The 21,942-nt window shown below is 28.8% G+C and carries 15 protein-coding genes; 4 read left to right on the forward strand and 11 right to left on the reverse strand.

The window, feature by feature from the left end; translation table 11 throughout:
- Positions 1-63 precede the first annotated feature (63 nt).
- Positions 64-900 carry a ZIP family metal transporter gene (locus tag MPF13_RS00235; RefSeq protein ID WP_249980212.1) on the reverse strand — a complete coding sequence of 279 codons (837 nt, stop codon included), beginning with the start codon at positions 898-900 and terminating at the stop codon, positions 64-66.
- Positions 897-1,553: a metal-dependent transcriptional regulator gene (locus tag MPF13_RS00240; RefSeq protein WP_249980213.1), complete on the reverse strand. Its 657-nt coding sequence runs from the start codon at positions 1,551-1,553 to the stop codon at positions 897-899. Before MPF13_RS00240 ends, MPF13_RS00235 begins: the two co-directional genes overlap by 4 nt.
- A gap of 153 nt (positions 1,554-1,706) precedes the next feature.
- On the opposite strand from MPF13_RS00240, the gene MPF13_RS00245 reads away from it, so the two are divergent.
- A complete protein-coding gene (locus tag MPF13_RS00245; protein ID WP_249980214.1) occupies positions 1,707-3,947 on the forward strand; it encodes a TonB-dependent receptor in 2,241 nt (746 codons plus the stop codon).
- A 2-nt stretch (positions 3,948-3,949) separates the two neighbouring features.
- Positions 3,950-4,414, forward strand: coding sequence for a thioredoxin family protein (locus MPF13_RS00250; RefSeq protein WP_249980215.1), 465 nt, complete (start codon positions 3,950-3,952; stop codon positions 4,412-4,414).
- A gap of 5 nt (positions 4,415-4,419) precedes the next feature.
- On the opposite strand, the gene MPF13_RS00255 is transcribed toward MPF13_RS00250, so the two are convergent.
- Positions 4,420-4,971 (reverse strand): hypothetical protein, encoded by a 552-nt coding sequence (locus MPF13_RS00255; protein WP_249980216.1) that lies wholly within the window; start codon positions 4,969-4,971, stop codon positions 4,420-4,422.
- Between the two features lie 131 nt (positions 4,972-5,102).
- Here MPF13_RS00255 and mfd point away from each other — a divergent pair, with 131 nt between their 5' ends.
- Positions 5,103-8,435 carry a transcription-repair coupling factor gene (gene mfd / locus MPF13_RS00260; protein WP_249980217.1) on the forward strand — a complete coding sequence of 1,111 codons (3,333 nt, stop codon included), beginning with the start codon at positions 5,103-5,105 and terminating at the stop codon, positions 8,433-8,435.
- Between the two features lie 511 nt (positions 8,436-8,946).
- Here the strand turns inward: mfd and MPF13_RS00265 are convergent.
- From MPF13_RS00265 to rimP, 8 genes are all read right to left on the reverse strand, one after another.
- On the reverse strand, positions 8,947-10,716 hold the full coding sequence (locus tag MPF13_RS00265) for a MutS-related protein (protein ID WP_249980218.1): 1,770 nt from the start codon (positions 10,714-10,716) through the stop codon (positions 8,947-8,949).
- A 3-nt stretch (positions 10,717-10,719) separates the two neighbouring features.
- Positions 10,720-11,193 (reverse strand): hypothetical protein, encoded by a 474-nt coding sequence (locus MPF13_RS00270; protein WP_249980219.1) that lies wholly within the window; start codon positions 11,191-11,193, stop codon positions 10,720-10,722.
- A gap of 2 nt (positions 11,194-11,195) precedes the next feature.
- Complete coding sequence (locus MPF13_RS00275; RefSeq protein WP_249980220.1) at positions 11,196-12,284, reverse strand: HesA/MoeB/ThiF family protein; 1,089 nt, start codon at positions 12,282-12,284, stop codon at positions 11,196-11,198.
- Between the two features lie 78 nt (positions 12,285-12,362).
- A complete protein-coding gene (locus MPF13_RS00280) occupies positions 12,363-12,617 on the reverse strand; it encodes a SemiSWEET family sugar transporter (RefSeq protein WP_249980221.1) in 255 nt (84 codons plus the stop codon).
- A gap of 97 nt (positions 12,618-12,714) precedes the next feature.
- On the reverse strand, positions 12,715-16,077 hold the full coding sequence (locus MPF13_RS00285) for a leucine--tRNA ligase (protein ID WP_249980222.1): 3,363 nt from the start codon (positions 16,075-16,077) through the stop codon (positions 12,715-12,717).
- A gap of 147 nt (positions 16,078-16,224) precedes the next feature.
- Positions 16,225-19,098: a translation initiation factor IF-2 gene (gene infB / locus MPF13_RS00290; protein ID WP_249980223.1), complete on the reverse strand. Its 2,874-nt coding sequence runs from the start codon at positions 19,096-19,098 to the stop codon at positions 16,225-16,227.
- A gap of 60 nt (positions 19,099-19,158) precedes the next feature.
- Entirely contained in the window at positions 19,159-20,415 is a 1,257-nt protein-coding gene (nusA, locus tag MPF13_RS00295) for a transcription termination factor NusA (RefSeq protein ID WP_249980224.1), read from the reverse strand.
- An 11-nt stretch (positions 20,416-20,426) separates the two neighbouring features.
- Positions 20,427-20,888 (reverse strand): ribosome assembly cofactor RimP, encoded by a 462-nt coding sequence (gene rimP, locus MPF13_RS00300; protein ID WP_249980225.1) that lies wholly within the window; start codon positions 20,886-20,888, stop codon positions 20,427-20,429.
- Between the two features lie 175 nt (positions 20,889-21,063).
- Between rimP and MPF13_RS00305 the strand changes: the two genes are divergently transcribed.
- Positions 21,064-21,891: a universal stress protein gene (locus MPF13_RS00305; RefSeq protein ID WP_249980226.1), complete on the forward strand. Its 828-nt coding sequence runs from the start codon at positions 21,064-21,066 to the stop codon at positions 21,889-21,891.
- Positions 21,892-21,942: the final 51 nt, after the last annotated feature.

The raw sequence follows: 21,942 nt of genomic DNA on the forward strand, positions 1-21,942 counted from the left end.
ACTGCAAAATACAAAAAGCCAAACAGTAATTGTTTGGCTTTTTAATTATATTTTTTTTGATTTTTATCCTAAACCAACATCTAAAGACATCATTACAATAAAGCCTCCTATAAAACCAAGAGTTGCAATATCTGTATATTTATCTCTTTGTGTTTCTGGTATTACTTCTTCTACAACCACAAAAATCATAGCACCTGCTGCAAAAGCCAAAGCATAAGGTAATATTGGAGTAAAAAATGAAACTGCTAAGGCACCTAAAACTGCTGCAACTGGTTCTACAACTGCAGATAATTGTCCATACCAAAAACTCTTTAACCTACTAACACCTTGCCTTCTTAATGGCATTGCCACAGCAAATCCTTCTGGAAAATTTTGAATTCCTATACCAATTGCCAATGAAATTGCAGCAATAATCATTTCTGTTTGTTCTACGCCAACAAGTGTTGAAGCTGCACCAAACAACACACCAACTGCTAATCCTTCTGGTATATTATGTAATGTAATTGCTAAAACCAACAAGGTAGATCTGTGCAATTCTGTTTTAACACCTTCTGCTTCATTTTCTTTAAAGTTAATGTGTAAATGAGGCAATATTTTATCCATTCCAAAAAGCGACAAAGCTCCTAAAGCAAAACCTATTGCAGCTGGTAAAACTTTTACAAAACCTTCTCCTGGACTATTGTCTATTGCAGGTGCCAATAAACTCCAAAAACTTGCAGCTACCATTACTCCTCCTGTAAAACCTAACATTCCATCTAAAACTGCTCTATTTGCTTTCTTAAAAAAGAAAACCAAAGCTGCTCCTGCTGCTGTTAAACCCCAAGTAAAAAGGGAAGCATATAATGCTGCTTGAATTGGATGTTCTTTTCCAAACTCAACTAGTTGATCAAATGTACTCATGACTTTTTTATATATAAATTGTTTGCTATTTTATTTGAGATTGATAATTTTATATCATCTATTCTTATAGTTAAAGAATCATCAAAATCTTCTTTTTCTAAAACTGTAATTTGTTTCCCTAATTTTATTCCTTTTTTATCTAAGAACTTTAAAAACTCTGAAGATGAATCATTAACTCCTACACAAATTCCACTTTCATTTTTTAACAAAGTAGATAATAAGCTTTTTTCTATGGTATTTATATTTCCTTCCTTATCAGGTATTGGATCTCCATGAGGGTCATGAGTTGGAAAACCTAAAAAAGTATCTATCTGGTCTATTAATTTTGGAGATTTTATATGTTCTAATTGTTCTGCAACATCATGTACTTCATCCCATGAAAAATTAAGTTTTTCAACCAAAAAGACCTCCCAAAGTCTGTGCTTTCTTACAATGTTAGCTGCTATTTTCTTTCCAAAATTGGTTAATTTAACTCCTTGATACTTTTTATAAACTACTACTTCCTTTTCAGAAAGTTTCTTAATCATATCTGTTACAGATGAAGCCTTTGTAATTAACTTTTTAGCAATAGCATTTGTACTAATTCCTTTATCAGTATCTATTTCTAAATGATAAATAGCTTTTAAATAATTTTCTTCAGAAAGTGTAAACATAAATATTATTTATAACACAAATATACTACCTTTTTATTTGATTCAAAATATATTTTTAGGTTAGTCTAAAAATTTTATTATTTTTGCTGAAATATATTTTTAACTTATTTATTCTAAATAAAAATTAAAGTGTATTTAACTATAAATATTATAATGAAAAAATCATTCTCTTTATACTTACTACTTTTAATCAGTGTAAATTTATATTCTCAAAATAACAGCATTGCTGGAAAAATTTTAGCAGATAATGAAGTATTACCTTATGCAAACATTTATTTGAAGAAAACTAAAATAGGAACCTCTTCTAATGAAAACGGTTATTATAGTTTAAAAAATATTCCTAATGGAAATTACACTTTAGTTATAAGTAGCATAGGTTTTAAAACTAAAACTGTTAAAATAAAATTTTCTAATAATAAAAAATTATTCAGAAATTTTACTTTAAAAGAGAGCAACATTTTAGATGAAGTTGTTATTTCTGGAACGTTAAAACCCGTAACAAAAACAGCTAGTCCTGTTCCTGTTGAAGTTTATAGCAAGACTTTTTTTAAGAAAAATCCTGCTCCTTCAATTTTTGAATCGTTGCAAAATGTTAATGGAATTAGACCTCAGTTAAACTGTAATGTTTGTAATACTGGAGATATTCATATAAATGGCTTAGAAGGTCCTTATACTTTTGTTTTAATTGATGGCATGCCCCTGGTTAGTGGTCTTTCTACAGTATATGGTTTAACAGGAATACCACAAGCTTTAATAGAAAGAGTTGAAGTAGTTAAAGGCCCTGCATCTACTTTATATGGATCAGAAGCTGTTGGTGGCATCATAAATATTATCACAAAAAAACCTTCAAGTTCACCTGCTTTAACAACAGATTCTTATATAAGTTCTTGGGGTGAAGTAAATACAGATTTAGGTTTAAAATATAAATTATCACAAAAATCTCAAGGATTATTAGGTATTAATTACTTTAACTTTCAAAATAGAATTGATAATAATAACGATGGCTTTACAGATTTAACACTTCAAAATAGAATATCTGTCTTTAATAAAATAAATATTGAGAGAAAAAGCAACAAGGTTTTTACAATTGCTGGTAGATACGTGTATGAAGATAGATGGGGAGGTGAAATGGATTGGCAAAGAAAATATAGAGGTGGTAATGTAAAATACGGAGAAAGTATTTATACAAATAGATGGGAAACTTTTGGAACCTATCAATTACCAACCTCAGAAAATATTAATTTTCAATTTAGTGCAAATGGGCATTATCAAGATTCATTTTACGGAACAGATGCTTATGATGCAGAACAATTTATTGGTTTTGGTCAGTTAGTTTACAATAAGCAATTAAAAGAAAAACACGATATACTTTTAGGTGTTGCTTATAGATATACTTTTTATGATGATAATACCTTTGCTACACTACAAGAAGATGGTGTTACTAATAAAACATCTATAACTCATTTACCAGGAATTTTTCTTCAAGATGAAATACATCTTAACAAACAAAATAAATTACTTATTGGAGCAAGATGGGATTATAATAGTTTACATGGTAGTATATTTTCTCCTAGATTAAATTACAAATGGAATTCAAAAGACAAGTCAAATATTTTTAGATTTAGTATTGGAAATGGTTTTAGAGTTGCAAATATTTTTACTGAAGATCATGCAGCATTAACAGGTGCTAGAAAAGTAGAATTTGAAGGAGAATTACAACCAGAAACTTCTTGGAATACAAACCTTAATTATGTAAAAAAAATAAATACAGAAAACGCATTTATCACATTTGATGCAAGTGCTTTTTACACTTATTTTAATAATAGAATTTTACCTGATTATGAAACAGATACTAATAAAATTATATATGCAAATTTAAATGGACATTCAGTTTCTAAAGGTATATCATTAAATACAGACATAACCTATACTAATGGATTGGCCATAAATTTAGGAGCAACATTAATGGATGTTTCAATTACCGAAAATGAAATAAAAACAAAACAATTACTTACAGAAAGTTTTAGTGGAGTTTGGAGTATTTCATATAGATTTAAAAACAACTTAATTTTAGATTATACAGGAAATGTATATGGTCCAATGCGTTTACCTTTATTAGGAGAAAAAGATACCAGAGCAGAAAATTCTCCTTGGTATAGCATTCAAAATATTCAATTAACTAAAAAGTTTACAAATAGTTGGGAAATGTATGGAGGTGTAAAAAACCTTTTAAACTTTACACCAGCTGCAAACAGTATAAACAATTCTCTAAATCCTTTTGATGTTGGTATAGACACAGAAAAAAATCCAGAATTGGCCTTTGACCCTAGTTATGTTTATGCCTCAAACCAAGGTATTAGAGCTTTTATTGGATTAAGATATACTCTCTTCTAATTATGACAAAAATTATATTTGTAGTTTTACTATTCTATTGCATTACTGTTCAGTCTCAAAGTGATAAAGAAATATTAAAAATATTTTCTTTTGAAGAAGTAGAAATTTTACAGAAACAAAACGCAAAACCAATTTTGGTTTATATTTATACAGATTGGTGTAAATTTTGTTTTGGAATGAATAAAAATACTTTTAGTGATAGAAAAGTAATCAAAAATCTAAATGATAAATTTTACTTTATAAAGTTAAATGCTGAAAATAAAAAAGATATTACTTTTTTAAACAAAACTTTTACTTATAAACCTTCAGGAATTAATACAGGTATACACGAATTGACTAATGAATTAGCATCAATAAAAAATAACGTGAGTTATCCTACAATAACAAAACTGAATCAAAATTTTGAGATAGAATTTCAAAAGGTTGGATTTATAAATAGTAAAAATTTATTACAATTTATAAAATAAGCTTTTTAGTGAGAGCTACTCCAAAGTCTAGGATTCAGAGTTCTAGAACCAAAACTATAAACCAAACCTATAGAAGTCATTGTATGTGATTTTTGACTCTGAAATTTATCTTGAGAATACTTATACATAAACTGAAGATTTAATCCATATTTATCAGAGAACCAAAAAGTATTACCTACACCAAAATTTGCTGTTGGAGTTGTTACCACTTCTGCTTTAATAAAACTTCCTCCTATAAATACATAAGGAACTACATTGTTTTGAGAAGTACCAAAATCATACCTAGCTAATCCATCAAAAGTTGTATATTTTTGACTATCGCCAATAGAAGTAGAAATTGCTCCAACAAAAGTAATATTAGAAAACATATATTTTGATAAAGAAAATCTTGGAGATTGATTTATAAAACTACCTCCTATAACTTTTCCATCTGCTTCAGAATATTTAACTGAGGCTAAATCTATACCAAAAGTCCATTTATTATCTGCATTTTGACTAAAAACAGACGAAGTAATTAACAATAAAAATATTGCTAAATAATTGTATTTATTTTTCATTTTCAATAAGGGGGTTTAATTCACAGTTATAAAACTGTTTAACGGCAAATATATTGTATTCTACAAGAAAACAAAATAGTTATGTGTTTTTTTAATTGTTAAGATTTACATTTGCATAAAATATTACTCAGTTGAGCAAGCAGAACATTGTAAATCAATATCAAAAATCTGCGAATGTTTCGCAGATAATTACAAAGCTTCAACAAGACAAAAACCAATTTCATATTTCGAATTTGGTTGGGTCTTCGTTGTCTTTTGTCATTTCAGAAACTTTTAAAAAAGCAGATAAACCTTATCTTTTAATTTTTAATGACAAAGAAGAAGCTGCTTATTATTTAAATGATTTAGAACAATTATTAGGCGATAAAAATGTATTGTTTTATCCAGGTTCTTACAGAAGACCTTATCAAATAGAAGAAACAGACAATGCCAATGTTTTATTACGTTCAGAAGTTTTAAATAGAATAAATTCTAGAAAAAAACCTGCAGTAATTGTTACTTATCCAACTGCTTTATTTGAAAAAGTTGTCACAAAAAAAGAATTAGAAAAAAGTACTTTAAAAGTTGCTGTTGGTGAAGAATTATCACTCGATTTTGTAAATGAAGTTTTATTTGAATATAAATTTAAAAGAGTTGATTTTGTTACAGAACCTGGAGATTTTTCAGTTCGTGGTGGAATTATAGATGTATTTTCATTTTCTAATGATGAACCTTATAGAATAGAGTTTTTTGGCGATGAAATTGATAGCATTAGAACTTTTGATGTAGAAACTCAATTATCTAAAGAGAAACTGAAAAAAGTTTCTATAATGCCAAATGTAGAAAACAAAGCGCTTCAAGAAAACAGAGAAAGCTTCTTAAAATACATTTCATCTAAAACAGTAGTTTTTGCTAAAAACATCGATTTAATTTCTGGAAAACTCGATAAATTTTACCAAAAAGCAGAAGAAGCTTTTAACGATTTATCTAAAGAAATTAATCATGCAAAACCTTCAGAATTATTTTGCGATGGTAACTTTATTAAAAATCAACTGCAAGATTTTTCATTAATCAGTTTTGGAAATTCAAATTTAGAAAGCAAACCAGAAATAACTTTTAACACAAACCCACAACCTTCATTTAACAAGCAATTCAATTTATTAATTGATAATTTAGAAGAATACAATAAAGCAAAATTTACCAATTATATCTTTTGCGCAAACGATCAACAAGCTAAACGTTTTCACGATATTTTTGACGATGCAGAACAAGAAGTTCATTATGAAACTATTGTTTTTCCTTTATATAAAGGGTTTGTAGATGTAGAACAGAAATTGGTTTGTTATACAGATCATGAAATTTTTGAACGTTATCATAAATTCCGATTAAAAAACGGATATGCTAAAAAGCAAGCCATTACACTTCAAGAATTAAACAAACTAGAAATTGGAGATTATGTAACACACATGGACCATGGAATTGGAAAATTTGGTGGTTTGCAAAAAATTGATGTTCAAGGTAAAAAGCAAGAAGCCATTAAGTTAGTGTATGGAGAAAGAGACATTTTATATGTAAGTATTCACTCATTACATAAAATTTCTAAGTTTAATGGTAAAGATGGTAAAGCGCCTAAAATTTACAAATTAGGATCTGGTGCTTGGAAAAAAGTAAAACAAAAAACCAAAGCTAGAGTTAAACATATTGTTTATAATTTAATTCAATTATATGCTAAAAGAAAACTACAAAAAGGATTTTCTTTTGGACCAGATACACATATACAACATGAGTTAGAAGGTAGTTTTATGTATGAAGATACTCCAGATCAATTTACAGCAACACAAGATGTAAAAACTGATATGGAAAAAGAACAACCCATGGACAGATTGGTTTGTGGTGATGTTGGTTTTGGTAAAACTGAAGTAGCTGTAAGAGCAGCTTTTAAAGCTGTTGACAATGGTAAGCAAGTAGCAATTTTAGTTCCTACAACAATTCTTGCTTTTCAACATTACAAAACATTTTCTGAGCGTTTAAAAAATTTTCCAATCAAGATTGATTATTTAAACAGATTTAGAACTGCAAAACAAAAAACAAATGCTATTGATGGTGTAAATAAAGGTGAAGTTGATATTATTATTGGAACCCATCAATTAACAAATAAAAGAATTCAGTTTAAAGATTTAGGTTTATTAATTATAGATGAAGAACAAAAATTTGGTGTTGCTGTAAAAGACAAGTTAAAAACATTAAAAGAAAATGTAGATACATTAACTTTAACTGCTACTCCAATTCCAAGAACTTTGCAATTTAGCTTAATGGCTGCAAGAGATTTATCTGTTATTAAAACTCCTCCACCAAACAGACATCCTATAGAAAGTAATGTTATTCGTTTTTCTGAAGAAACCATTAGAGACGCAATTTCTTATGAAATTTCTAGAGGTGGACAAGTTTTCTTTATTCATAACAGAATAGAAAACATAAAAGAAGTAGCAGGTTTGTTACAAAGATTGGTTCCGTCTGCAAAAATAGGAATTGGTCATGGACAAATGGAAGGTAAAAAATTAGAAGAATTGATGCTCGGTTTTATGAGTGGAGATTTTGATGTTTTGGTATCTACAACCATTATAGAAAGTGGATTGGATGTCCCAAATGCCAACACCATTTTTATTAATAATGCCAATAATTTTGGATTATCAGATTTACACCAAATGCGTGGTAGAGTTGGTAGAAGTAATAAAAAAGCATTTTGTTATTTTATTACACCTCCTTATCATATGATGACTGATGATGCCAGAAAACGTATTGAAGCTTTGGTTTTATTTTCTGATTTAGGAAGCGGAATTAACATTGCCATGAAAGATTTAGAAATTCGTGGAGCAGGTGATTTATTGGGTGGTGAACAAAGTGGATTTATTAATGATATTGGGTTTGATACTTATCAAAAAATATTACAAGAAGCCATAGAAGAATTAAAAGAAAATGAGTTTAAAGAACTCTATCCTACAGACAATTCTAAACCAAAAGAGTTTGTAAAAGAAGTACAAATTGATACCGATTTCGAAATACTTTTTCCTGATGATTATATCAATTCTATTACAGAAAGACTTGCTTTATATAATAAATTAAGTACTCTAAAAACCGAAGATGAATTGCAAGTTTTTGAGACTGAAATTGTAGATCGTTTTGGCGAAATTCCTACGCAAGTAGAAGTTTTATTAGATTCTGTTCGTATAAAATGGTTGGCAAAAGAACATGGTTTAGAAAAAATTATTTTGAAACAAAAAAGAATGATTGGGTATTTTGTTTCTAATCAGCAAAGTGAATTTTATCAAACAGAAGCGTTTACAAAAATGCTTAAATACGTACAACAGAATCCTAAAAGTTGTGTAATGAAAGAAAAGCAAACAAAATCTGGATTGCGTTTATTAATTACATTTATTAGAATTGATACTGTTAAAACTGCTTTGTCTATTTTACAGAAAATTTAGGCTATTTTTTTGAAGCTATTTCCTGCTTTCGGCACTCGCTTTTTTTACTTTGTTCTCGATACAAATTTGTTCATTCTTCACAAATTTACTCGAACTGACAGTAAAAAAGAGCTCAAACAAATGCCTCTATCAGGGCTAGACTTGTTTGGAAACTAAAGTTTGTCATTTCGACTTTATGGAGAAATCTAATAATAACCTGAGTTTAATTGTTATTTTACCTATAATTTACTAAAAGTCAACATTTTGTCATTTCGACCTTGTGGAGAAATCTAAATTACACAATTTTAAATAAAGAGATTCCTCTATTTCGCTATCTCTACAATTGGAAAGACATTAAGTGTATTAAATGTTAGAAGTACAGAAATAAATTAATCGAACTCAGAAAACTAATAAATCATTAAAAAAACCTTGAAAAAAAATAGCCAGCAAACAAGTTTAGCCCTGATTGAGCGGTTTGTTTGAGCTCTTTTGAGGAACGAAAAAAGCGAGTAGCGAAAGCAGGAAATAGCTTCTAAACAATTTCCATTTTCTTCAACAAAAATGAAGCATTCATGTTTTTACAAATTCCAGATTTTAAAGTGTAATCGAAATGCAGTTCATCATCTACAATTTCTGCATCAAAATAATAATTTTTAATGTCTGTAAACTCGTTTTCTAGTTCGCATAAACTAACATCATGAGTTGCAATGATACCTGTAGACTTTGATTTTGTTAGTTTTTCTACAAACTTTTTTGAGCCAATAGCTTTGTCTTTACTATTGGTTCCTTTTAAAATTTCATCTAAAATGATAAAATAATCTTTGGTTTCAATTTGGTCTACAATAAATTTTAAACGCTTTAATTCTGAATAAAAATAAGATTCATCTTCTGTAAGAGAATCTGTGGTTCTCATACTTGTAATTAACTTAATTGGCGAATATTGAAAGTTTTTAGCACAAACAGGCAAACCACAATTGGCCATAACAATAGACAAAGAAACGGTTCTTAAAAAAGTACTTTTACCTGCCATATTTGCTCCTGTAACTATAAAAAATTGCTCCTTATTAATGTTAAAATTATTATCAACTCTTTTAGTTGCATCTAAAAGTGGATGCCCTAAATTGGTGGCTTTTATAATTTCTTTTTCTGGTGTTAAAACAGGAAAAACAAAACTTGTGTGGTTAAAATTAAAGTTTGCTAACGAGTTTTGAGCATCAAAAAATGCAACTACAGAAAACCATTTTTTTACAGTATGTTTATATTTAGAAATCCATTTTTCTACATTTACTGCTGTTCTAATTTCAGTTAAAAAAAGTCCATTACCAACAACTGCAATAATTACATTATTTCTTTGATCAAAAGCATCTAAAAATCTTGAAAATTCTTTAAATATTAAAGAAGCCTTTTTGTTTTCTGTGTTGATTATTGCTTGTTTTTCTTTTAATATTTTAGATACAAACTGCTCGTTTTCTATTTCATTTAAGAGGATATGATATTGCTTAAACGTTTCTCTTATTTTATCGGTTTCTGTGTAAAGATTATTTGTCTTTTTTAAGAATCTTCCTGTTATAAAAAGTCCAATAAAAAACCATATCAATAGATATGAAAATGAAACAATTCCTAAAGAAACCAAACCTATTAAAACTAATGAAATAACAGAAAACACAATTTGAATGGTTCCTAAAATTTTAGGCAATACAGTTTTATAATTATGAATCCAATCTACAATAAAACCTGATGTATTTTTTGTAGTTACCAAACTTGCTAAAGCAGAAAAATGTTGTCTCCAAGTAACTTTTTTAGACAATTCTTTTATAGTATTTTGTTTTTCTAAAATAGCGTCAGTTTTGTTTTCTGTAAGAATTTTTGACAGATTAGTTTTTCCATCTATAGTTACTGTTCTGTTGATGTATTGAAAGAAAGAACCAACTCCAAATAAATCAATATCGTTACTATAATAATGAGTTGGATTTATAAATTCTTTACCTGAATCTAATTGATGAAAATTTCTATTTAAAACCTCTAATTCGGTTTTATTAATTTTAATTTTAGCATTAATAATTGCTCTTTTTCTTTGTAAATTAACGTGTTTTATCACTAAAAATGCAAATAAAACAACACCTAAAAAAGCAATGATAAATACATCTGGGTATGTACCAAATGTTAGATAAACTAAGAAACAAGTAGTTAAAAAAACAGCAAATCTAAAAACACTTAAGTTTACAGATTTCTTTTTTAAAGAAGCTGCTTGGTTTTCTAAATTTGACTTTTGTTCAGTATAAAAATTGAAAGGTTTTTTCATTATTTAATTTCTCTCTAAAAATTTAATTTCTAAGTTTTTGGCTAAATCTCTTCCATAAACTACAGCATCATCAATATTTTTAAAAGCCAAAGTATTGTACTTTTTATTCTTAATATCTATTATGTTAACTTCACAATAACCTTTACTATTTACAAAAGTTGAAACACGATTTAATTCATTAAAATCTTCCCAATATCCATAGCCGAAAGCTCCAATATTAATATATTCTCTATATTTTTTATTATCAAAATCAAATTCATGACTAGAAGTTAACGAAAATGAAAACCCTCCAACAAATAATGGTAATGCAACCATTAAAGTGGTGTAAATATTACCAAAATACCCTAAAGGATTTGAATAAATTACATTTTTAATATATAGAAAAATTACTGTTAAAAATGATGCATAAAAAATAGAAGCAATAATTCTACTAATTATAGGTGGCTTACCTCTATAAATAAACACTTTACCTTTCATAACTAATAAGAAGAAACTCCACCAATTAAACTTGCTACTTTTAATTCTGGGTATTTACCTTTCAACAATTGTGTTGCTTTATAACTAGTTAAGCCTCTTTGACAAACCATAACATAGGTTTTATTAAAGTCTATACTTAGTTTATTTGCTTCAAATTTTTGAATTGGAATTATTTTATCAACTTTAAAAGGCAAATCTAAATTTGGTAAAACTGCAATTATTTCAAGACTTTTAGATTGTTTTTGAAGTGACAAAAGCTCTTTTAATTCATCTGAAGTAATTAACCAATCTGGGTTTTGAGTAGAACAAGCAGCATCAAAATAAGTTAGAGTATGAAAAAGTTCTTCAATTTTCTTATTAGAAAAAGAAGCTTTTAATTTCATTTTTAATTGTGAATTCTGAAGTGAATTATAAATTAACAATTCATTTATTAAAGGCTTTCCTATACCTGTAATCAATTTTAAAACTTCATTTACTTGTTGCGTTGCAATAATGCCTACAATTGAATTTAATGTACCTGCTTCTTCACAATTTGGTATATCTGTTGCCATTTTTGGAAATGCATCTCTTAAATTAGATGAATAAGTTCCATCATTTTGCAAGACATTAAATGTTGCTACATAACCATCAAATTTATATAAAGAACCATAAACCAAAGGCTTGTTTTTAAGTACACAAGCATCGTTTAACAAGTATTTTGTTGGCAAAGAATCTGTACCATCAACAACAATATCATAATTAGAAATCAATTTAAAAACGTTGTCTTTTGTTATTGGTTTGTTTGTAAAACTAACCTCAGTAAAAGGAGCTCTGTCTTTTATAAATTCTGATAATACTGCTGCTTTGGGTTTATCAATATCTTTTAAAGAATAAAAAACTTGTCTGTGTAAGTTTGAAACATCAACTGTATCAAAATCTACCAAATGAATTTTCCCAATTCCACTTGAAGCTAAATAAACTGCAATTGGACTTCCTAAACCACCACAACCAACTACTAAAACAGATGAGTTTTGTAATTTTTGTTGCCCTTCTTCACCAATTTCAGTTAAAGTAATTTGACGCTTAAAAAGTTGATTTTTTGATACCCTCATTGAGGTGACAAGATAGTTAAATAAAAAAGTCATTACAATTATTGTAATGACTTTTAATTTTATAAAGTATTATTTTATTTACTTATATTTTATCTTTAAACCTATTAAAGTTAATGCAGATATTGCTGTTATAATATTGGCAACTATAATTGGAATGCTTTTCAAATAAAAACCATAAACAACCCACATAGAAACACCAATAAAAAAAGACGTATACATTGTTAAAGACAATGCTTTTGTGTCTTTAGTTTTCCATGTTTTATATACTTGAGGTAAAAAAGAAACTGTGGTTATAATTGCAGCTAATACACCTAAAATTTCGAAAAAGTTCATACTATTTTTCTTTAATCATTCATTTTTTTGGTCGTAAAAACCATAAAACTATTACATCACAAAATTAAAGAAATAGATTTTAAAAAATTACAAGTATTTAACCTACAATATTTACAATTTTACCTGGAACAATAATTATTTTTTTAGGAGTTCTACCATCTAATTGAGCAATCGTTTTTTCATGTGCCATTACTGTTTTTTCTATTTCATCCTTAGACATATCTAAAGGAAGTTCTAGAGTAAAACGCATTTTACCATTAAAAGAAATTGGATAATTTTTAGCACTTTCTACCAAATGTTTCGCTTCAAAAACAGGAAACCCTGCTGTTGATATAGAATCTTTATGTCCTAATAAACTCCACAATTCTTCAGCAATATGAGGCGCATAAGGAGAAACTAAAACCGTTAAAGGCTCTAAAATAGCACGTTTGTTACATTTTAATGCAGTTAACTCATTTACAGCAATCATAAATGTTGATACTGAAGTGTTAAAAGAGAAATTCTCTATATCTTCTTCTACTTTTTTAATGGTTTTGTGTAAAGATTTTAATTCATCTTTTGTTGGTCCATCATCAGAAACTGATAACGTTTCTCCATCAAAAAACAATTTCCATAATTTCTTTAAGAAAGAAGAAACTCCAGAAATTCCAGAAGTTTTCCAAGGTTTAGCTTGTTCTAAAGGACCTAAAAACATTTCGAATAAACGTAAACTATCTGCTCCATATTCTTCACAAATAGCATCTGGGTTTACAACATTGTATTTAGACTTAGACATTTTTTCTACTTCACGTCCAACTTTATAAACACCTTCTTCTAAAACAAATTCTGCATTTTTATAATCTGCATTTAAAGGATGATTTTTAAATCCATCAATATCTAACTCATCAGAAGCATTTACCAAAGAAACATCAGAATGAATTGGTGTTTTAGTAATCATTACTAAATCTGCAAAATTTGGATCTAAAAGTTTATTATCTAATAAATAATTTTTTACAACAGTTTCAAACTCATCATCAGATTTAAATAAATTTTTAGAAACAAAAACCGTTGGTATTTTCTCAATTACATCATCATTCGATTTTTCATCTGCACAACCACAACCATTTTTAATAAAAGGAGTTGCTTTATAAACAAAAGCAGATGTTCCTAAAATCATTCCTTGGTTGATTAATTTTTTTGCAAATTCATCTACAGGAACAATCCCTTTATCAAACAAGAATTTTTGCCAAAAACGAGCGTACAATAAATGCCCTGTTGCATGCTCAGAACCACCAATATATAAATCTACCTCTTTCCAATATTCTAAAGATTCTTTGCTTGCAAACTCTGTAGAGTTTGTGGCATCCATATATCTATTAAAATACCAAGAACTACCTGCCCACCCAGGCATTGTGTTCAGTTCTAATGGATATACCGTTTTATTTTTTAACTTATCGTTAGAAACAACTTTTTTGTTACGAGAATCCCAAGCCCATTCTGTTGCGTTTCCTAAAGGTGGTTTTCCATCTTCAGTTGGTAAGTACTTTTCTACTTCTGGCAACACAATTGGTAAATGTTTATCATCAATCATTTGAGGCATTCCATCTTTGTAATATACAGGAAAAGGTTCTCCCCAATAACGTTGTCTGCTGAAAACAGCATCACGTAATCTGTAATTTATTTTACCATAACCAATACCTCTTTTTTCAAGTTCGTAAATGGCTAATTTTAAAGCTTTCTTGTATTTTAAACCTGATAAAAAGTCTGAATTTGCAATTACAGTTCCTTCTTTATCTGTATGAGCAGCTTCAGAAATATCTACACCTTCAAAAATATTTGGAATTGGAATATTAAAATATTTTGCAAAATCATAATCACGTTGATCACCACAAGGAACTGCCATAACTGCACCTGTTCCATAACTTGCTAAAACGTAATCTCCAATCCAAATTTGAACTTTTTCTCCAGAAAAAGGATGAATTGCATAAGCACCTGTAAATGCTCCAGAAATGGTTTTTACATCTGCCATTCTATCACGTTCAGAACGTTTTGCTGTAGCTTCTACATAAGCTTCAACTTCTGCTTTTTGTGCTTCTGTTGTAATTTTTGCAACCAATTCATGTTCTGGTGCTAAAGTCATAAAACTAACTCCAAAAATAGTATCTGGTCTTGTTGTAAAAACATCTATTTTGTGAGATTTTTCGACTTCGCTCGAAATGACATTCTGCTTGCTTTGTGTTTGCTCTACTTTTGGAAATTGAATTGCAAAATTAATTTCAGAAACAACTTTCACAACATTTTGTAGAACCTCTTCATTGGTAAAACGAATTACATTGAATCCTTCTTTATGAAAAAACGCTGTTCTTTCTGCTTCATCTTCCTTTCCTTCAAACTCTACAATTAAATTCTTTGCAACACAAACAAAATCTACTAAATAAGAACCTACTGTATATTTTTTTCTAAATTTTGTTGCGCCCTTTTTACCTTTTAATTCATCCCAAAGTGTTGTTTCTGCTTTCGATAAATTTTGACGTAATTCCTTTAATTCTTCTAACTCTTTGTAAGATAATTTTACATCAGAAGAAGTTTTTGTTGCATTATTTTCAACTTCAAAAGAAACCATAGCTCCTTGAGATCTACCAATCCAGTTGGTTTGAGAATCTTTTAAAGGTTGTGGCCAATCTATATTTTCTAAACCATCTAACAAACGTTGTGCATATGCAGAAATTCGCATAGACCATTGTGTCATTTTTTTACGAACAACAGGATGACTTCCACGTTCTGAAACTCCGTTTACAATTTCATCATTTGCTAAAACTGTACCCAATGCAGGACACCAATTTACTTCTGTATCTGATAAAAAAGTTAAACGATATTGTAGTAATATTTCTTCTTGTTCTTTCGTTGAAAAAGCTTTCCATTCATCAGCAGAAAAAACGGTAATATCTTCATCAGAAACCGCATTTACTGTTGCATTTCCTTCTTTTTTAAAGATTTTTTCTAAAGTAGAAATATCTTCTGCTTTATCTGAATCTTTATTATACCAAGAATTAAAAAGTTGAATAAAAATCCACTGAGTCCATTTATAATACTCAGGATTTGAAGTTCTTACTTCTCTGCTCCAATCAAAAGAAAAACCAATATTATCTAATTGTCTTCTATAAGTTGCTACATTTTCTTCTGTAGTTTTTGCAGGATGTTGACCTGTTTGTATTGCATATTGTTCTGCAGGTAATCCAAAAGAATCATACCCTTGTGGATGCAATACATTAAAACCTTTATGACGTTTATAACGTGCATAAATATCACTTGCAATATAACCTAAAGGGTGACCAACATGTAAACCTGCTCCAGAAGGATAAGGAAACATATCTAACACATAATATTTAGGTTTCTCAGAATTATTACTAGCTTTAAAAGTTTGGTTTTCTGCCCAAAATTTTTGCCATTTCTTTTCTATCTCTAAGTGATTGTATTGCATTTGTTTTTCTTTTAGAAGCTGCAAATTTACGTTTATTATAATAAAGATTAAAGTAAATTAATTGTTCATTATTTTGAATTTATTGCATAAAAAAAGTCGAGATTTCAACATTATGAAATCTCGACTTATATTTAAGTTTAGAAATTATTATTTTAATTTCTTTTTAACTGCTACTTCAGTATAAGCTTCAATTATATCTCCTTGAGCAATATCATTGTAGTTCTTAATTTGAATACCACAATCAAATCCTTTTTTAACTTCTCTTACATCGTCTTTAAAACGTTTAAGAGCTGTTAAAGAACCATCATGAACAACAATTCCTTCTCTAATAATTCTAATTTTAGAATCTCTTTGAATTTTACCAGACATTACCATACAACCTGCAATGTTACCAACTTTAGAAATTTTATAGATCTCTCTAATTTCTACGTTACCAGTAACTTCTTCTTTCATTTCTGGAGATAACATTCCTTCCATGGCATCTTTAAGGTCATTAATAGCATCATAAATAATAGAGTATGTTCTAATATCTACTTCTTCTTTGTCTGCTATTGTTCTTGCATTTCCTTGAGGACGTACATTAAATCCAACAATAATTGCATCTGAAGCTGTTGCTAATAACACATCACTTTCAGTAATTGCTCCTACACCTTTATGTAAAATATTTACTTGAATTTCTTCAGTAGATAATTTTTGGAAAGAGTTTGTTAATGCTTCTACAGAACCATCTACATCTCCTTTAAGAATAATGTTTAATTCTTTAAAGTCCCCTAAAGCAATTCTACGTCCAATTTCGTCTAACGTTAATGTTTTCTGAGTTCTTACAGATTGCTCACGTTGTAATTGAGATCTTTTTGATGCAATTTGTTTTGCTTCACGTTCATCATCAAATACATTAAATTTATCTCCTGCTTGAGGTGCTCCATCTAAACCTAAAATTGATACTGGAGTTGATGGTCCAGCTTCTTTTAAGTTATTTCCTTTATCATCAAACATGGCTCTTACTTTACCACTGTTTTTTCCTGCAAGAATATAGTCTCCAATTTTTAAAGTACCTGCTTGTACCATTATTGTAGATACATAACCTCTTCCTTTATCTAAAAGCGCTTCTACAACTGTACCAACAGCATTTTTATTAGGATTTGCTTTTAATTCTAAAATTTCGGCTTCTAATAAAACTTTTTCTAATAACTCATCAATTCCTTGACCAGTTTTTGCTGATATATCTTGAGACTGAATGCTTCCACCCCATTCTTCAATTAATAAATTCATTGAAGATAATTGAGTTTTTACATTATCTGGATTTGCATTTGGTTTATCAATCTTATTAATTGCAAAAATAATTGGTACACCTGCTGCTTGAGCGTGAGAAATTGCTTCTTTAGTTTGTGGCATAACATCATCATCTGCTGCTGCTACAATAATTACTAAATCTGTAACTTGTGCTCCACGTGCACGCATTGCTGTAAAGGCTTCGTGACCTGGTGTATCTAAAAATGCAATTTTTTGATCTCCTACATTTACAGAATAAGCACCAATATGTTGTGTAATTCCTCCACTTTCACCATCTACAATATTTGCTTTTCTAATATAATCTAATAAAGATGTTTTACCATGATCTACGTGACCCATAACTGTAATAATTGGTGCACGATTTACTAAATCTTCTGGTTTATCAATTACTTCTTCAATAGATTCTTCTACTTCAGCACCAATAAACTCTACTTTATGATTAAATTCTTCAGCAACTATAACTAGAGTTTCTGCATCTAAACGTTGGTTCATTGTTACCATCATTCCTAACATCATACAAGATGAAATAATGTTGGTTACAGGAACATTCATCATTGTAGCAACTTCACTTACAGTAACAAATTCTGTTACTTTTAAGATTTTGCTATCTAATGCTTGTGCTTCTAATTCTGCTTCTGTATGCTCTCTATGTGCATCTCTTTTGCTTCTTCTGTGTTTAGCACCTTTACCTCTAGAAGATTTACCTTGCAGTTTTTCAAGAGTTTCTCTTACTTGCTTTTGAATTTCTGCTTCTGTTGGCTCTTCTTTTTTAACTGCTGCTGGTCTTTGGTTTCCTCTACCACCTCTAAATCCTGGTCTATTATTTCCTGGACCTCTGTTGTTTCCTCCTCTATTACCTGGACCTCTGTTATTATTAGAGTTTGGTGTACCTGGTTTACTAATACGTTTACGCTTTTTCTTAGCATCTGCATTAGCATCTTTTTTAACCTCTGGTTTCTTCTTCTTAGGTCTTTCAAATTGCTTTAAATCAATTTTTTTACCTGTAAAGTTAGGACCATCTAATTTTTTATACTGAGTTTTAATCGCTTCAGCATTTTCTGGAGTAACATCTTCAGTTTTATCTTCAGATTTTACACCTTCTTTTTTATTAACCTTAGGTTTTTCTACAACTTTAGAAACTACTTTTTCTATTTCTGAAACTGTTTTTTTAACTTCTACTTTTGGAGTTTTTGGAGCTTCAACAACAGGAGTTTCTTCAACAACTTTTTCTACTTTAGGAGCTTCAGGTTTTGGAGCTTCAACTACAGGAGTTTCAACTACAACTTTAGGCTCTTCTGCTTTTGGTTCTTCTGCAACTACCTTTGGTTCTTCTTTAACCTCTTCTGCTTTGTCTGAAGCTTTTTTACCAATATTGTCAATATCGATTTTACCTACAGTTTTAAACTCTAATTTATCTGCTTTGGCTTTTAAAACTTCTTCTTTTTTAAGCTCTTCAGCTTTTTTCTTCTCTAACTTAGCTTCTAACTCTAAACGAATTGCTTCTTTCTCCTTACGTTTTTCCTCTCCAACTTCTTTAGATGCTGCTTTTTTATTAGCATCTGTTTCAAAGCCATCAAGTAAAACTTGATAGACGTCTCCTGGAATTTTAGTGGTTGGTCTTGCTTCTATTTCATGACCTTTATCCGCTAAATATTCAACTGCTCTATCAAGAGAAATATTTAATTCTCTTAAAACTTTATTAAGCCTCATTGTTTTGCCTACAGACATATATTCTTTTTAACTTTATAATTGTAAAAATATACTTTTTACTTTACTTCTATACTATACTTAGTCCTCGAATTCTTCTTTCAAAATTCTTTGAACATCCATAATTGTTTCTTCTTCTAAATCGGTTCTTTTTACCAATTCTGCAACACTAGTTTCTAATACGCTTCTTGCAGTATCTAAACCAATCTTTTTGAATTCTGTAATAACCCAATCTTCAATTTCGTCAATAAATTCTGTTAACTCTACATCTTCTTCTTCTAAACCTTCTCTTTGAACGTCTATTTCGTAACCAGTTAACTCACTTGCTAAACGAATATTTACACCACCTCTACCAATTGCTTTAGAAACTTCTTCTGGTTTTAATAAAACGCTTACACGTCCTTTTTTACCATTTTTTTCTTCTTCGAACATTTCTATTTCCATTGAAGTCACTTTTGCAGGACTTAATGCTCTAGAAATAAATAATTGTTCGTTTTTGGTATAGTTAATTACATCTATGTTTTCATTTCCTAATTCACGTACAATTCCATGAATTCTTGATCCTTTTACACCAACACAAGCTCCAACAGGATCTATTCTATCATCATAAGAATCTACAGCTACTTTTGCTTTTTCTCCAGGAATTCTTGCAACTCCTTCTACAGTAATTAAACCATCGAATACTTCTGGAATTTCTTGTTCGAATAATTTAGTTAAAAATGCAGGAGATGTTCTTGATAAAATTATAGCTGGTTTATTACCTCTTAATTCTACTGTTTTTATAACACCTCTAACAGAATCTCCTTTTCTAAAGAAATCTGAACGAATTTGCTCGCTTTTTGGTAATACTATTTCATTACCTTCATCATCTAACAAAATAATTGCATTATGACGAATATGATGTACTTCTGCACTGTATAAATCTCCTTCTAAGTCTTTAAATTGCTTAAAAATATTAGTGCTATCGTGTTCGTAAATTTTAGAAATTAAGTTTTGACGTAATGCTAAAATTGCTCTTCTTCCTAAGTCAATTAATTTAACTTCTTCAGATACATCTTCTCCAATTTCAAAATCTGGTTCAATTAATCTTGCTTCAGCTAATTCTATCTCTTCATTATCATCTTCAGAAAATCCATCTGCAACAACAACTCTATTTCTCCAAATTTCTAAATCTCCTTTATCTGGGTTTATAATAATATCAAAATTATCATCAGAACCAAACTTACGTTTTAAGGCAGCTCTAAAAACCTCTTCTAAAATAGACATTAATGTTACTCTGTCTATACTTTTATTATCTTTAAATTCTGAAAACGAATCAATTAATGCTATATTCTCCATTACATTTTTGCTTAAAATACAATCTTAACTTTTGTTTCTTTAATATCTTTATAGTCTAAAGTTACCGATTTTTGAACCGTAACTTTTCCTTTTCCTATTGGTTTTGGCTCTCTTGCTTTCCAATTCAAAACAATTTTATCTTCATCTGCTTCTACTAAAGTTCCTTCAAATTCTTCTTCTGAAGTTTTTACTTTTAATATTCTACTGATGTTTTTTATATATTGTCTTTTAACTTTTAGTGGATGTGCAATATCTGGAGTGGTAACTTCTAAAGAAAAATCTTCTTCCTCTCTATCAAAATTACCATCTACACTCCTACTTATTCTTATACATTCACTTAAAGGAACTCCTTTATCTCCATCTACAGTAACTTGAATTTTATTATTTGCAGAAATAGTTAAATCTATTAAAAACAAAGAATCATTCAGAGCTATTGCTTCATCTACTAAATCTTTTACTTTAGTGTAGTCCATTTTTAATCTTAAAATAAAGTATAAAAAGAGGGGACTTTTTAGTCCCCTTCCTTCTTCATTTATTGTAAATTTCGCTGCAAATATACTAAATGTTTGGGATTTACCAAACTAAGTTTAAGTCAATTATTTTTTGTAACTTTAGATATACTGATATTAATTTTTAAATTTTTGTGAGATGAAAAATATTTTAGTTCCTATAGATTTTTCGAAATCCTCTGAATATGCATCAAAAGTGGCTTCTAAAATAGCAAAAAAAACAGGTGCAACTATTTATTTAATTCATTTAATAGAATTACCAAAAGGAGTAATTGACATAGCTTCTAGCAGTAAATTTAGCATTCCTGAAAGCATGTTATATTTAAGAAAAATTAGAGAGAAAATTTTATTATTTAGAGATCAGTTTTTTAACAAATCTATAAAAGTTGAATATTTCATAAAATTAAATAATCCACTTGATGGTATTATAAAATATGCTGATAAAATTGATGCAGATATAATTATAATGGGTTCTAAAGGATTATCTGAACTAGAAGAAATTACTATTGGATCTAATACCGAAAAAGTAGTAAGAACCTCTAAAAGACCTGTTATTGTTGTAAAAAAAGATTTTGAAAAATTTAAATTAAAAAACCTTGTATTTGCTTCAAACTTTAAAGAAGAAAACAAAGAAGTGTTTGACAAATTTGTACATTTTGCAAACACCTTTAATAGTAAAATTCATTTATTAAAAGTAAATACTCCCGCAAATTTTCAGGTTACTTCTGAAACGAAACAAGAAATTCAAAATTTTATATCAGATTTTAATTTAAAAAAACACAAAATAAATGTTTACAATGATGTTTCTGTTGAAAAAGGAATTTTAAATTTTTCTAAAGAAATAAATGCAGATTTAATTGCTTTAAGCACACATGGTAGAAGTGGTTTAGCCCATTTATTTACTGGTAGCGTTACTAAAACACTGTCTAAAAACGCATTAAAACCTATGTTTACTATTAAAGTTTAAAAAATACAGACTACTATTTAAATAAGTGTAAATAAAAAAAAAGCTTCCTTA

It is taken from the genome of Polaribacter sp. Z022 (assembly GCF_023555495.1).
In the GTDB taxonomy this organism is placed as follows: domain Bacteria; phylum Bacteroidota; class Bacteroidia; order Flavobacteriales; family Flavobacteriaceae; genus Polaribacter.